Annotated in this window: 10 protein-coding genes; 2 read left to right on the forward strand and 8 right to left on the reverse strand. The window is 72.1% G+C overall.

Annotated features, from left to right (window positions below):
* Positions 1–345 precede the first annotated feature (345 nt).
* From CRV15_RS05090 to CRV15_RS05100, 3 genes are all read right to left on the reverse strand, one after another.
* Complete coding sequence (locus CRV15_RS05090; protein ID WP_003962104.1) at positions 346–1,263, reverse strand: ADP-ribosylglycohydrolase family protein; 918 nt, start codon at positions 1,261–1,263, stop codon at positions 346–348.
* A 13-nt stretch (positions 1,264–1,276) separates the two neighbouring features.
* Entirely contained in the window at positions 1,277–1,936 is a 660-nt protein-coding gene (locus CRV15_RS05095) for a histidine phosphatase family protein (protein ID WP_003956106.1), read from the reverse strand.
* Between the two features lie 138 nt (positions 1,937–2,074).
* A complete protein-coding gene (locus CRV15_RS05100; protein ID WP_003956105.1) occupies positions 2,075–2,680 on the reverse strand; it encodes a YdbC family protein in 606 nt (201 codons plus the stop codon).
* Between the two features lie 226 nt (positions 2,681–2,906).
* Here CRV15_RS05100 and CRV15_RS05105 point away from each other — a divergent pair, with 226 nt between their 5' ends.
* The gene (locus tag CRV15_RS05105; RefSeq protein ID WP_009997743.1) at positions 2,907–3,434 is read left to right on the forward strand and encodes a TerD family protein; all 528 of its coding nucleotides are present in this window, start codon (positions 2,907–2,909) and stop codon (positions 3,432–3,434) included.
* Between the two features lie 127 nt (positions 3,435–3,561).
* Here the strand turns inward: CRV15_RS05105 and CRV15_RS05110 are convergent, their stop codons facing one another.
* Together CRV15_RS05110 and nrdR are read right to left on the reverse strand one after the other, a co-directional pair.
* Complete coding sequence (locus CRV15_RS05110) at positions 3,562–6,447, reverse strand: vitamin B12-dependent ribonucleotide reductase (protein WP_003962102.1); 2,886 nt, start codon at positions 6,445–6,447, stop codon at positions 3,562–3,564.
* A 222-nt stretch (positions 6,448–6,669) separates the two neighbouring features.
* Complete coding sequence (gene nrdR / locus CRV15_RS05115; RefSeq protein WP_003956102.1) at positions 6,670–7,188, reverse strand: transcriptional regulator NrdR; 519 nt, start codon at positions 7,186–7,188, stop codon at positions 6,670–6,672.
* An 827-nt stretch (positions 7,189–8,015) separates the two neighbouring features.
* On the opposite strand from nrdR, the gene lexA reads away from it, so the two are divergent.
* Complete coding sequence (gene lexA / locus CRV15_RS05120) at positions 8,016–8,810, forward strand: transcriptional repressor LexA (protein WP_003962101.1); 795 nt, start codon at positions 8,016–8,018, stop codon at positions 8,808–8,810.
* Positions 8,811–8,948: 138 nt separating this feature from the next.
* Here the strand turns inward: lexA and CRV15_RS05125 are convergent, their stop codons facing one another.
* From CRV15_RS05125 to CRV15_RS05135, 3 genes are all read right to left on the reverse strand, one after another.
* A complete protein-coding gene (locus CRV15_RS05125) occupies positions 8,949–10,919 on the reverse strand; it encodes an ATP-dependent DNA helicase (RefSeq protein ID WP_003956100.1) in 1,971 nt (656 codons plus the stop codon).
* A gap of 85 nt (positions 10,920–11,004) precedes the next feature.
* Complete coding sequence (locus CRV15_RS05130) at positions 11,005–11,820, reverse strand: GNAT family N-acetyltransferase (protein ID WP_003956099.1); 816 nt, start codon at positions 11,818–11,820, stop codon at positions 11,005–11,007.
* Between the two features lie 29 nt (positions 11,821–11,849).
* Complete coding sequence (locus tag CRV15_RS05135) at positions 11,850–13,901, reverse strand: IucA/IucC family protein (RefSeq protein WP_003962100.1); 2,052 nt, start codon at positions 13,899–13,901, stop codon at positions 11,850–11,852.
* Between the last annotated feature and the right edge of the window lie 318 nt (positions 13,902–14,219).

Below are 14,219 nucleotides of genomic sequence, written 5' to 3' on the forward strand. Positions count from 1 at the left end.
CCGCCGGGCCTCGCACCACAGCACCCCCGCCCCGGCCCCGTTCCCGTGCACCAGCTCCCGACGGAGCGGCCCGTACGGCGCCCCGTACCGCACGGGACCATCGACCGGCCCCAGGGAGCCCGCGCAGATCGGCCCTCCGGCTCCGCACGGCCGCCGGAGCCCGGCATCACACCCGCGAATCTGTGAACGCCCTATGTCGACCTTGTGAACAAACTGTGCCCACGGTCCGCGCGCGAGGCGTGCGGGTCCCGCCCCGCAACGGCACACCCGCCGCGATGGCGGGATTCCGACAGCGCGACCCGGGCGGTCCGGGCAAGCCGTCCGGGCAGGAGACCGGGGCTCCGGCTAGACGGCCCGGGGCAGCCACTCCGGCAGCTCCTCGGCGGAGCCGAGCCAGTCCGCGGGCGGCCTGCCCGCCGCTCCCGCCGCGACCACCCCGCAGGCGATCGCACAGGTGGTGTCCACGTCACCGCCCACCTGCGCGGTCGTCCAGAAGGCCCGCGCGAAGTCGTCCAGCGAACGCGCCGCGGACCACAGTGCGAAGGGCACCGTGTCATGGGCGCTCGTCCGCCGCCCGCTGCCGAGGACGGCGGCGACGGTGGTGGCGTCGTCGTAGTCCAGCATGTCCCGGGCCCGCCGCAGCCCGGCCCCCACGGCGCTGCGCGGCACCAGCGCGATGACACCGTCCAGCAGTTCCCCGGGCCGCGGGGTCCCCGAGGGGTCGGCGGCGATGGCCGCGGCGGCGGCCACGGCCATCGCGCCGACGACGGCCTCCCGGTGCTGGTGGGTGGTGTACGAGGAGATCTCGGCCTGATGGGTGGCCTGCTCGGGGTCGTCCGCGTACCAGGCGCCGAGCGGGGCGATCCGCATCGCGGACCCGTTGCCCCAGGACCCCTGGCCGTTGAAGAGGGCGGCGGCGAGTTCTCGCCAGTCCCCGCCCTCCCTGATCAGCCGGAGCATACGGTTCACGGCGGGACCGTAGCCCCGGTCGAAGTCGTGGCGCTCGGCGAAGGAGCGGGCCAGGGCGTCCTGGTCGATCCGGCCGTGGTCCGCGAGCACGGCCAGCACCGAGCAGGCCATCTCGGTGTCGTCGGTCCACTGCCAGATCCCGGGCGGCAGCTCGCGCCGCTTCAGCAGGGGGTGGTGGGCGGGCACGAAGAACTGGGAGCCGAGGGCGTCTCCCACGGACAGCCCGCGCAGGCTGTCGAGAGCACGTGCGAAGCGCCTCGCGTCGCCGGAGGCGGAGGTGGTGTCGGGGGTCATCTCCCTGCCCACTCTATCCGGTGGCCCCATACGGTTCGGGGGTACGCCACCGCTCGAAGGGCCGGTCGAGGGTGTAGCGGCCGTCGTCGCCGAGGGTCAGTACCCGCGTCTCGCCGTTGCCCGGGTTCGACAGCGACTCGAACTCGGCGACCGTCCAGTGGAACCAGCGCATGCAGAACAGCCGCATCGTCAGTCCATGGGTCACGAGCAGGACGTTCGGCGGGTGGTCGGGGGATTCGAAGCTGCGGTGCAGGCTCTCCAGGAAGGCGCCCACCCGGTCGTAGACATCCGCTCCGGACTCGCCCTGGGCGAAGCGGTAGAAGAAGTGGCCGTAGGCGTCGCGGTACGCCTTCTGCAACCGTACGTCCTCGCGGTCCTGCCAGTTCCCCCAGTCCTGTTCCCGCAGCCGGGGTTCCTCGCGCACCCGGACCCGGGCGGGGTCGAGGCCGAAGGCGCGGAAGGTCTGATGGGTGCGCCGGTAGGGCGACACATAGACGCTCACGGACTCCCGGCCGAACAGCTCGCGCAGCCGGGCCCCGGTCTCCTCCGCCTGGGACAGCCCCCGCCCCGTCAGCCGCAGCGCGTGGTCGGGCTCCCGTTCGTACACCGTGTCATCGGCGTTCCCCTCCGACTCGCCGTGCCGGACGAGGACGATACGCCGCGGTCTTCCCATGACCCGACCCTAGATCGGGGGCGGCGGGCCGGGGCGGTCGGGTCGGCTCCATCCGGCGTATCGGACGTCGGCACCGGACGCCCCGCCGCCGATGTCACCAGGCCACCCGGAGTCCTGGAGCCCCGGAGTCAGGGTGGGTCACACCGTCCAGGACGGTTCGAGCACCACCACATCCCCGGCGAGCGCGGCGACATCCGCCTCGGTCTGGGTGCGCAGCAGCAGCCGTTCCACCCGCTCCCTGCGGTACTTCCCGTGCTCGGCCTCGGACTGCCACATGGACATCACCAGGAACTCGTTCTCGGGAGCCGCGCCGAAGAGCCCGCGCACCATCCCGGGCGACCCCGCCATCGCGGGGTTCCACACCTTCTCCTGCATCCGGGTGTAGTGCTCGACGCGCTCCTCGCGGACCGTGCAGTGGGCGACGCGCACCACGTCGGCGCCGGTGAAGCGGGGCTCGAAGCCCGTCTTCACATCGAAGCGGTGGTCGAACAGCCGGACCTGGGCGTCGCGGTACGTCCCCGCCTGCCCGGAGGCCAGCCGGTCGTGGGAGCGGGCCATGAAGGAGTCGTAGAACGCCCGGCTCTCCCAGAACGCGAAGACATGGGCGACATGGGGGAGCGCTCTGCTCCACCCACCGCCCTGTCCCCGGAATCCCGGTTCACCCGGCAGCCCCGCCCATTTCCGCTGCCCCCGTTCAAAACCACGACGGTCCACGACGGTGCAACGCGTCCACTTGACCAGCACCGCGCCATCGTACGGCCCTCCTCCGGCCGGACGTCACTCCCGACGGCGGCGCCTTCCGCCGTCGGCACGCACCTGGAGACCCTGTGGCGGGGGATGCCCAGGTGACCCATGGTGCTTGAGAAGACCGGAACTGGAGTGCGTCCGCCAACTCCTCGCCGTGGGCCGGGCCGAGCCGATACGGTCGGATCAGGGAGAAGTTCCGGCGATCACGGGGAAGGGGTGTCGGGTGAGCAGCCTGAGCAAGGGGGTCGGCAGGGTCGAGGTGGCGCTGCGGTGGGACCCGAGCCCGATGGGGTCCGATCCGCACGATCTCGACCTCGTCGCGGCGACCTACCCGGCGGAGGCACCGCAGGGCGAACCGGCGTATGTCGTGCACTTCGACAGCCGCTCCCCCGACGGGACGATCGCGCTGACACGGGACAGCAGAACCGGTCAGGGCTTCGGTTTCGACGAGGTGATGACGCTGGAGCTGTCCCGGCTGGCGCCCCGCTACGGCCGGGTCGTGGTGGGTGTGGTGATCCAGCAGAACCACGGCAGGCGGACCTTCGGCGAGGTGGCGAAGACCCTGGTCCGGGTCGGTGAGGGCGTGGCCGAGCTGTGGAAGGACGATCTGGCGTCGGTCGCCGGGTCCACGGCCGCGGTGCTCGCGGAGTTCGTCCGCACCGCGCCGGGGGTGTGGGAGCACCGGCCGCTGCTGCGCGGTTTCGACACCGATCCGCAGAGCTTTCCTGCCCTGATGGGCCGCTCCGGCTGAGGCCCTTGATGGGCCCTTCGGGCTGAGGCACGGAACGCCGGACACCGGCGCCGGACACGGCGCGGGGCGCCGACCCTGAGGTCGGCGCCCCGCGCTGTCGCCACGGCGGGGCCGCGGCGGTGTCCAATCAGCTACAGCCGCTGGTGGAGCCGCAGCCCTCGCAGATGTAGCAGGACCCGGCGCGCTGCATCTTGGTGCCGCAGGAGAAGCAGAGCGGGGCGTCGGCGCTGATGCCGAGCTGCATCTCGACCAGCTCGGCCGAGGTGTGCGCCTGCTTCGGGGCCGGGATCTCGGCCGGGGCGGCCGGGACCGCCGGGATCTGCTGCCGCGGCGCGGACTGGGCCAGCCCCTCGACGTCGAGCTCGTCCTCCTCGATGACCTGCTCGTACGAGCCGGTGTCCAGGTGGCGCTGACGCTCCTCGGCGGAGTGGATGCCGAGCGCCGAGCGGGTCTCGAAGGGCAGGAAGTCCAGCGCCAGCCTGCGGAAGATGTAGTCGACGATCGACTGCGCCATCCGCACATCCGGGTCGTCCGTCATACCGGCCGGCTCGAAACGCATGTTGGTGAACTTGGAGACATAGGTCTCCAGCGGCACGCCGTACTGGAGGCCGACCGAGACGGCGATCGAGAAGGCGTCCATCATGCCCGCGAGGGTGGAACCCTGCTTGGACATCTTGAGGAAGACCTCGCCGAGACCGTCGTCCGGGTAGGAGTTGGCGGTCATGTAGCCCTCGGCGCCACCGACGGTGAACGAGGTGGTGATGCCGGGACGGCCCTTGGGGAGGCGCTTGCGGACCGGGCGGTACTCGATCACCTTCTCGACCGCGGCACGGATGGTGTCCTCGGTCTTCTCGGCGATCCCGTCCTGCTCCTTCTCCTTGGTCTTGGCGGAGAGGGGCTGGCCGACCTTGCAGTTGTCGCGGTAGATGGCGAGCGCCTTGACGCCCATCTTCCACGCCTCGAAGTAGATCTCCTCGACCTCCTCGACGGTCGCCGACTCCGGCATGTTGACCGTCTTGGAGAGGGCGCCGGAGATCCACGGCTGGATCGCGGCCATCATGCGGACGTGGCCCATCGCGGAGATGGAGCGCTCGCCCATGGCGCAGTCGAACACCTCGTAGTGCTCGGTCTTGAGGCCGGGGGCGTCGAGCACATTGCCGTGCTCGGCGATGTGCTCGACGATCGCCTCGATCTGCTCGGCCTGGTAGCCGAGACGGCGCAGGGCCTGCGGCACCGTGCCGTTGACGATCTGCATCGAGCCGCCGCCGACCAGCTTCTTGAACTTGACCAGCGCGAGGTCGGGCTCCAGGCCGGTGGTGTCGCAGGACATCGCGAGACCGATGGTGCCGGTGGGGGCGATGACCGACGCCTGGGCGTTGCGGAAACCGTTCTTCTCACCGAGGCGGAGCACGTCCTGCCAGGTCTCCGTGGCGGCGGCCCAGATCGGGGTGTCCAGGTCGTCCATGCGGACGGCCGTGTCGTTGGCGTCGGCGTGCTGCCGCATGACCTGGTTGTGGGGGGCCGCGTTGCGGGCGTAGCCGTCGTACGGGCCGACCACGGCGGCCAGCTCGGCGGAGCGCCGGTAGGAGGTACCGGTCATCAGCGAGCTGATGGCGCCCGCGATGGCCCGGCCGCCGTCGCTGTCGTAGGCGTGGCCGGTGGCCATGAGCAGCGCGCCGAGGTTGGCGTAGCCGATGCCGAGCTGGCGGAAGGCGCGGGTGTTCTCGCCGATCTTCTGGGTGGGGAAGTCGGCGAAGCAGATGGAGATGTCCATCGCGGTGATGACCAGCTCGACGACCTTCGCGAAGCGCTCGACGTCGAAGGACTGGTTGCCCTCACCGTCGTCCGTGAGGAACTTCATCAGGTTGAGCGAGGCGAGGTTGCAGGACGTGTTGTCCAGGTGCATGTACTCGCTGCACGGGTTCGAGCCGTTGATCCGGCCGGACTCGGGGCAGGTGTGCCAGCGGTTGATCGTGTCGTCGTACTGGATGCCCGGGTCGGCACAGGCCCACGCCGCCTGGGCCATCTTGCGGAAGAGCGCCTTGGCGTCGACCTGCTCGATGATCTCGCCGGTCATCCGGGCGCGCAGCCCGAAGGCGGAGCCGGATTCGACGGCGCGCATGAACTCGTCGTTCACCCGGACGCTGTTATTGGCGTTCTGGTACTGGACGGACGTGATGTCGTCGCCGCCGAGGTCCATGTCGAAGCCCGCGTCGCGCAGGGCGCGGATCTTCTCCTCTTCCTTGACCTTGGTCTCGATGAAGCCCTCGATATCGGGGTGGTCGACATCGAGAATGACCATCTTGGCGGCGCGGCGGGTGGCACCGCCCGACTTGATCGTTCCGGCGGAGGCGTCGGCTCCGCGCATAAAGGAAACGGGGCCGGAGGCATTGCCGCCGGAGGAGAGCAGTTCCTTGGAGGAACGGATACGGGAAAGGTTCAGACCGGCGCCGGAACCTCCCTTGAAGATCATGCCCTCTTCCTTGTACCAGTCGAGAATCGACTCCATGGAGTCGTCGACGGAGAGGATGAAGCAGGCGGAGACCTGCTGCGGCTGGGGCGTACCGACGTTGAACCACACCGGCGAGTTGAAGCTGAAGATCTGGTGGAGCAGGGCGTAGGCCAGCTCGTGCTCAAAGATCTCGGCGTCGGCGGGGGAGGCGAAGTACTTGTACTCCTCGCCGGCCTTCCGGTACGTCTTCACGATCCGGTCGATGAGCTGCTTCAGACCGGTCTCGCGCTGCGGAGTGCCGACGGCACCGCGGAAGTACTTACTGGTGACGATGTTGACCGCGTTGACCGACCAGAAGTCGGGGAACTCGACGCCGCGCTGCTCGAAGTTGACCGAGCCGTCGCGCCAGTTGGTCATGACGACGTCACGGCGCTCCCAGACCACCTCGTCGTACGGGTGCACGCCGGGAGTGGTGTGGACGCGCTCGATACGCAGGCCCTTGGTGGCCTTGGTTCCCTTGGTGCGGGATCCTCGTGCCGGACCGCTCGTCGTCTCTGTCATGCCGCCTCCCATATACGGGCAAAAACGCCCTGAAGTGCCCAGATCTTCCCAGGGCACGGTCTGTCTGTGGTGTCACGGACGCCCCCGAGCGTCCATGAACGATCTCTGTGTATGTACGCCGTCCGGCCGTCGGGCCGCGGCGCTCGTCCGTCCGGCCGAGCAGTCCGCCGGGGCGGCCCGTCCTCCCAGGGGGGCGGACGGAAGCCCGTCGGCGGAACGCGCTCAGTCGGCGGTGCCGGCGGGAACGGGGACCGTACCGGTCCCGCACGTTCCGCCGCCGCTCCGCTCCGCGGGCAGCCGGTGTTCACGAAGCTCCGCGATGGCCGCCTCGAAGTCCTCCAGCGAGTCGAAGGCCCGGTACACGGAGGCGAAGCGCAGATAGGCGACCAGGTCCAGCTCCTGCAGCGGGCCGAGTATGGCCAGTCCCACGTCATGGGTGGTCAGCTCGGCACTGCCGGTGGCCCGCACCGCCTCCTCGACCCGCTGGCCGAGCTGGGCGAGAGCGTCCTCGGTGACCGGTCTCCCCTGGCACGCCTTGCGCACCCCGGAGATGACCTTGGTCCGGCTGAACGGCTCGGTGACCCCGCTGCGCTTGATCACCATCAGCGACGCGGTCTCCACCGTCGTGAACCGGCGGGAGCAGTCGGGGCACTGCCGACGGCGTCGGATCGACGTCCCGTCATCGGTGGTGCGGCTGTCGACGACCCGACTGTCGGGGTGCCTACAGAAGGGGCAGTGCACGGTCCCGAACCCTCCTTCGTGGCACGACTGATGCGCTTCGCTCCGCCGGGGCCTTCAAGCCCTTCGGAGCAGTCCCCAGCATAGGCGATGGCCGGAACCGCTCGGGACGGGGGACCACAACTACTGGGCGACGCCCACAATCCAACCACTACATCTGGGGTTCGACGGCGCTTGGGGCCCTAGAGCGTGTCGTGTGAGCGGCGATGATCGCACAGGGCGTACACGCGGTGACGCGGCGGCACCGGGCGCCCTGCGCGAGGGGTGGCCACGGGGTCGCGGAGAGCCACCGGCGGCATCCCCGGCCGGGGCGCGCCCGGCCGTTCGGCACGGTCGCCGCCACCACTGCGGAGGCCGTTCCGGTTCCGCCCGCTCCGACGACCCACCGGTCACGGAGAGTCGCGTCGAACGGGACGGGCGCGAGCGCGTCGGCATGGCGCGGACGGGCGGATGCGCCGACCGCCGCGATTGCGCCGCACGGACGCCCGGGGATCGGCCATGAGGGTACGGGAAAGGCCCGGCGCGGGCTTTCCCGAGCGGGTATGCCGCGAATCCCTGCCGGGGGATGCAAAACTGAGGACATCCGCCGGTTCGGCACAGCGGGGAACGTTACCGTAAGGGCTCGCATCGCCGCACAGCGACCGGCGAGTCGCCGCGCCGTACCGCAACAACGCCGTACCGCAACAACAAGGCAAGGTCGCTCACCAATACACCTAATCGCGTGCCCGCGTAAGGCAATCCGCGAATTTTCACTCGAACGTGTGTTTGGCGCAACCTTTCGAAACCAACTACCGTTGTCCAGCTAGGGAGACCATTCGAGAGGGGCCGACGTGACCACCACCGCCGACAGTGCCACCATCACTGCCCAGGACCGCGCCCAGAACCGATTCGAGCCGGTGCATTCCATGACCGAAGCAGCCACAGGCCCCGAAGGAGCGGACCCCTCCAGGGCCGCACGCTCCCTCCCCGGCCGCCCCCCCGGAATCCGTGCGGACAGCTCCGGGCTCACCGACCGGCAGCGGCGCGTCATCGAAGTCATCCGCGACTCCGTGCAGCGCCGGGGATACCCCCCGTCGATGCGCGAGATCGGCCAGGCGGTGGGACTCTCCAGCACCTCCTCGGTGGCCCACCAGCTCATGGCCCTGGAGCGCAAGGGCTTCCTCCGCCGCGACCCCCACCGCCCCCGCGCCTACGAGGTGCGCGGCTCCGACCAGCCCAGCGCACAGCCCGCCGACACCAGCGGCAAACCCGCCGCCTCCTATGTCCCCCTGGTCGGCCGGATCGCGGCCGGCGGCCCCATCCTCGCCGAGGAATCCGTCGAGGACGTCTTCCCCCTCCCCCGCCAGCTCGTCGGCGACGGCGAACTCTTCGTCCTCAAGGTCGTCGGCGACTCCATGATCGAAGCCGCCATCTGCGACGGCGACTGGGTCACCGTCCGCCGCCAGCCCGTCGCGGAGAACGGCGACATCGTCGCCGCCATGCTCGACGGCGAAGCCACCGTCAAGCGCTTCAAACGGGAGAACGGCCATGTCTGGCTCCTCCCGCACAACGCCGCCTACCAGCCCATCCCCGGCGACGACGCGACCATCCTCGGCAAGGTCGTCGCCGTGCTGCGCCGGGTCTGAGACCATCGGCGCCCTCCGACCGGGCCCCGGGACCCCACTGCGCCGGTCCCGGGGTCCCGCTGTGTCCGCCGCCCACCCCGGCCGCCAAAGACCGCGACCCCTCCGGCGGCCGGGCACCGTACCCCGACGGCCCCCGCGTCAGCGGCCGTCCGCCCGCGCGGCCGCGTCGATGGCGGCCAGCGAACGCCGCACCTGATTGCGGTCCGTCGTGTACCAGAAGTCCGGCAGCGACGCCTTCAGAAAACTGCCGTAGCGCGCCGTGGCCAGCCGGGGATCGAGCACCGCCACCACCCCGCGGTCCCCCGTGGCCCGCACCAGACGGCCCGCGCCCTGCGCCATCAGCAGCGCCGCGTGCGTCGCCGCGACCGCCATGAAGCCATTGCCCCCGGCCTCCTCCACCGCCTTCTGCCGGGCGCTCATCAGCGGATCGTCCGGCCGGGGGAACGGAATCCGGTCCATGACCACGAGCTGGCAGCTCGGCCCCGGCACATCCACGCCCTGCCACAGGGAGAGCGTGCCGAACAGACAGGTCGCCGGATCGGCCGCGAACGCCTTGATCAGCTCGCCCAGCGTCTCCTCGCCCTGGAGCAGGATCGGCTGATCGAGACGGGACCGCAGCTCCTCCGCCGCCGCCTGCGCCGCCCGCATCGAGGAGAACAGGCCCAGCGTGCGCCCGCCCGCCGCCTGCACCAGCTCCGCCAGCTCGTCCATCATGTCGCCCCGGGAACCCTCCCGGCCCGGAGTGGCGAGCTGCCGGGCGACATAGAGGATGCCCTGCTTCGGATAGTCGAACGGGGACCCGACATCGAGGCCCTTCCACTGCGGGACGTCATCACCCCCGGTCCCCTCCGGAGCGAGACCGAGCGAGGCCCCCACCCCGTTGAAGTCCCCGCCGAGCTTCAGCGTCGCCGACGTCAGCACCACCGAACGCTCCGCGAACAGCTTCTCCCGCAGCAGCCCCGACACATTCATCGGCGCGACCCGCAGCGAGGCGCCGAAGCGGTCGTGGCGCTCGTACCAGACCACGTCGTACTCGGAGCCCTGAAGAATGCGCTCCGCCACGTCGTGGACGTTCTCCACCGAGGCGAGGGCCTGCTTGCGCACGGCGTCCTCGTCCTGGACCGAGGAGTCACGGGTCGACCCCAGGGCCGAGATCACCGTCCGCGCGGCGTCCCGCAGCAGCAGCAGGGCATGGCCGAGATCCTCGGGAAGCTCCTCCAGCCTGCCGGGCAGCGCCAGCTCCATCAGCCGCTCGAAGCCCTCGGCCGCCGACAGCAGGGCGTCCGCCGCCTTCTCGTTCACCAGCTTCGCCGAACGGCGCACCGCCCGGTTCACCTGCCCCGGGGTCAGCTCGCCGGTGGCCGCGCCCGTCACCCGGGAGACCAGCTCATGCGCCTCGTCGACCACCAGGACCTCATGCGGCGGCAGCACCGGCGCGCCCTCGATCGCGTCGATCGCGAGCAGCGCGTGATTGGTGACGACCACATCGGCCAGCTTCGCCCGCTCCCTGGCCTGCTCGGCGAAGCAGTCGGCGCCGTAGGCGCACTTGCTCGCCCCCAGGCACTCCCGGGACGAGACCGAGACCTGGGCCCAGGCCCGGTCGGAGACACCGGGCGTCAGCGCGTCCCGGTCGCCCGTCTCCGTCTCGTCCGCCCAGTCCCGCATCCGCAGCAGATCCTGCCCCAGCCTGCTGGTGGGGGCGGCGGCCTCGAAGGGGTCGAAAAGGCCCTCCTCCTCTTCCTGCGGCACCCCCTCGTGGAGCCGGTGCAGACAGAGATAGTTCGACCGTCCCTTGAGCATCGCGAACTCGGGCCGGCGGCGCAGCAGCGGATGCAGCGCCTCCACCGTCCGGGGCAGATCGCGCTCGACGAGCTGGCGCTGGAGCGCCAGCGTCGCCGTCGCGATCACGACCCGCTCGCCGTGCGCCACCGACGGCACCAGGTAGCCGAGCGACTTTCCGGTGCCGGTACCGGCCTGGACGAGCAGATGGGACCCGTCGTCGACGGCTTCGGCGACGGCCTCGGCCATGGCGACCTGGCCAGGCCGCTCCACCCCGCCGACGGCGTCGACGGCGGCATGGAGGAGTTCGGGGAGGGATGGCTTTGTCATAGGCCGACCACCCTACGGTGCGGCACCGACAGGCCGTCGCGATCCCGCCATGGCCAAACCGCTGCGGCCCCCGGTGCGGCACCGGTCACAGCAGCTCCCGGAGGGCCCGTTCACGGATCATGAGAGCGGCCCGTTTGCCGGGGAGGTCGCACTCGGCGGCGAAACGGAACCCGCCGTTGAGGAACGCGGCGACGGACGGGGTGTTGCGCAGATCGGGCTCGGCGACGACGCGGGAGCAGCGGGCGCGGTGGTCCAGCACCAGATCGGACACGGCCCGCAGCAGGGCCGAGCCGATGCCCCGGCCCCGGTGGGCGACCCCTCCGATCAGGACGTGGACACCCGTGTCATGGGGCCGGGCCGGATAGTGGCGGGCCAGCGGGTCGAGATCGGCGCGGTAGATCTCGAAGTAGCTCATGGGGACGGAGTCGAGGACGCCGAGGCAGGGGAGGCTGCGGCCGTCGGCGGGCAGCCGGGCCCGCAGATGGTCGGCGGTGACGTCCTCGGGGCCCGCCAGGTCCCAGAAGGCCGCCACGGCGGGATCGTTCATCCAGTGGCTGATCAGTCCCAGATCGCGGTCGATACGGACCGGGGCCAGCCGGAAGGTGCCCACCGGGGTCACGACCGCGCCCCAGTCGGCCACGTCGTCCAGCAGATCGGGGCCGTCGCGCCCGTCGCGCCGGTCCCCGCCCGGGGCACCCGGGTCGCCGGTGCCGCCGGGGACCTCGCGGACGTCCGCGAAGAGGTCGAGGCCCGCGCCCTCGGGGAAGAAGCTGCGGATGTCGTCGGAGAGCAGCAGCTCCACCGTGTCCACGGCGTCCAGGGGGCAGGAGTCGTCCAGGGGGGCCGACGCGGACCCCGCGAGCCCGGCGGCCGGGCCGGGGCCCGTATCGGTGGGAGGCACAGCGGCGCTCTCCTCTCGTGTCGGTCGGTTCAGCAGTGCAGGGGGTTGGCGACGGTGACATACACGGACTGGGCCTCGACCGGCCCCGCCAGCTCGTCGAGCCCGTGCAGCCGGGTGAGCAGATTGGCCTTCGTCCGCAGGGTGGGGGCGTCGAGCAGCAGGGCGGGGAGGGGGGAGCCGAGACCCGTGACCGAGGAGAGGAACACCCGCAGCACGTCGAGCAGGGCCCGCTCGTCCGCCAGGCGCTGCGCCCCGAACGCCCCGATCAGTCCGAGGAGGTTGTTGACGCCGAGGTAGTAGACGAAGCGCTCGTCGACGACCTCGTCCGGTACGAAGGTGTCACCGGCCCGGCCGACGCCGGGCAGCAGCCCGTCGAGGCGTTCGCGGTGCGAGGCGCGGAAGTAGTACCCCTGGTTGTCGCGGTAGCGGCCACCGGCGGGCCAGCCGTCGCGGTCCAGGAGGACGAGGGTGTTCTGCTGGTGCGCCTCCAGGGCGATGCCCGCGGTGGCGTCCAGCCAGAGCACGGGGCGCACCACCTGGTCGAGATAGCGCCGGAACCACTCGGTGGCGACGCCGCCGACGGTCCGGCCGGTGCGGCGGGCCAGCCGGGCGACGGTCTCGGCGAGCCGGGAGCGCAGCCCGGCCCGGCCGGGCCAGGGCCGCGGTGCGGTGAGCCCGGCGACACAGACGGCGTCGTCGCCGGGTCCGAAGGGGTTGTGGCGGAGCACGACGTCGAGTCCGGGCACCGGCCCCCCGTGGACGGGGTCGGCGGCGGCGGTGTCGACGGCGAGCCAGGCGGGGTCGCGCACGATGCCGAACCCGGGGTGGGCGGCGCGCCAGCGCTCGGCGAGCCCGGTGCGGAGCAGCCGGTGGACCTCGACGCCCCGGTGCAGCTCCTTGCGGAGGTTCTCCCTGCGGGAGTTGGTGATCGACAGGGCGAGGGAGAGTTTGAGCATGACGGGGCAGCCGGGCCGGTACACGGTCCGTACCGAGGAGGTGGGGTGCCAGTGCTCCCCGTGGGGGCCGAGGTCGCGCAGCAGCCCGGCGCCGAGGAGGGCGGCGACGGCGGGGCGGCGGCGGACCTCGTCCGCCTGCCAGGGGTGGAGGGGCAGGGCGACCGTGCCGTCGGGGAGGGCGAGGTCCCCGGCCAGCCGGGCGCTCAGGGCGGCGGCGGGCAGCGGACGGCCCCGTTCGGTCCAGGCGGAGTCGGTGGCGAGGACGGACCGGTCGACCGCCAGCCAGTGCAGCGGGAAGGCCCCGTGCAGCTCGGGCGCGTAGTGACGGTGCTCGGAGTCGGAGAGTCCGGTACGGCTCTTGGGGGTGGGGTGCAGGGGGTGGCCGAGGACGAGGGCCTGTTCGGCGGTGAGGAAGGCGTCGGCTCCGGGCGGGGCGGGGTGGTCGCGGCGGTGGGCGATGCACTCGGCGGTCCGGTGCACCGAGTCGGCGACCCGGCCCACGAGGTCGCTGCCCGGCCCGGCGCCCGTCTCCCGGGCGAGGAGCGCGGCGACGGTGACGGCGTCCGCCGGGGGCGCGGTGGCCGCCGCTCCGTCGAGGGCCGGGGCGGCGAAGCGGTGCGTACCGGTCGGGGACCAGTAGCGGACGGGTACGAGCAGGGCGGTGCCGCTGGCGGGGAGCGGGATGCGCAGGACCGGGCCGCCGGGGTCGGTGAGGTCGTGTTCCCGTGCCCAGCAGCGGAGCAGGTTCTCGACGGCCGCGGCGTCGGCGGCCCGCCGGGGGTCGGGGTCGTCGAGAGGGTCGGCGGACGCGGCGGTGCCCGTGCGCGGGTTCCCGGAGGGGAACGAGGGCGGCGGGGTGGGGCGGGGGCGGTCCGGCGGGGACGGCTCCCCGGCCGGAGGGCCCGACGCGGAGACACCCGTCCGGGTGAACGCCGGAGGAGGGGCGTCCGGGGACCGCTCCCCCGGGTGTCCGGGCGCGGGCTCCGGCCGCCCTTCTCCGGTGGGTCCGGCTGCCTGGCGGGGGACCGTCGGCCCGGCCGGGTGGGCGCCGCCGGAGGGGGCGGGGCCCTCGGCGGCGGGGGAGGTCGGCGGAACAGGTCCGGAGGAAGCGGGGGTGGCGTTCACGACGAGGTCCTTGGGAGTTCCGGGGTTCCTGGGGTCTGAGGGTCGGGGGAGGCCGAGAGGGCCGGTCGGCGGGGGCGGGGCGAGGTATCCGGGACGGGACGGGGACGGGAGGAGGGACGGGAGGGGCAGCCGAGGTGCGTGGTCCTGTCAGGGCCGTCGAGGCTGCCGGGGCGGCCAGGGCTATCGGGTCTGCTGAGTCTGCTGGATCTGCTGGGAGCCTTTCGGCCTCGCCCGGCCCCGAAGGCCGTCGGGCCGCCCGAGGAGAGCCGGGACCGGCGGGACCCGGCCGAACACCCCACGCGGCGGACCGGACGGCGG

This window comes from Streptomyces clavuligerus (assembly GCF_005519465.1).
Taxonomy (GTDB): domain Bacteria; phylum Actinomycetota; class Actinomycetes; order Streptomycetales; family Streptomycetaceae; genus Streptomyces; species Streptomyces clavuligerus.

Coding starts and splice junctions, on each gene's coding strand:
- CRV15_RS05095 (WP_003956106.1), bottom strand. CDS start 1,936: ATGGGAAGACCGCGGCGTATCGTCCTCGTCCGGCACGGCGAGTCGGAG.
- CRV15_RS05110 (WP_003962102.1), bottom strand. CDS start 6,447: ATGACAGAGACGACGAGCGGTCCGGCACGAGGATCCCGCACCAAGGGA.
- CRV15_RS05090 (WP_003962104.1), bottom strand. CDS start 1,263: ATGACCCCCGACACCACCTCCGCCTCCGGCGACGCGAGGCGCTTCGCA.
- CRV15_RS05125 (WP_003956100.1), bottom strand. CDS start 10,919: ATGACAAAGCCATCCCTCCCCGAACTCCTCCATGCCGCCGTCGACGCC.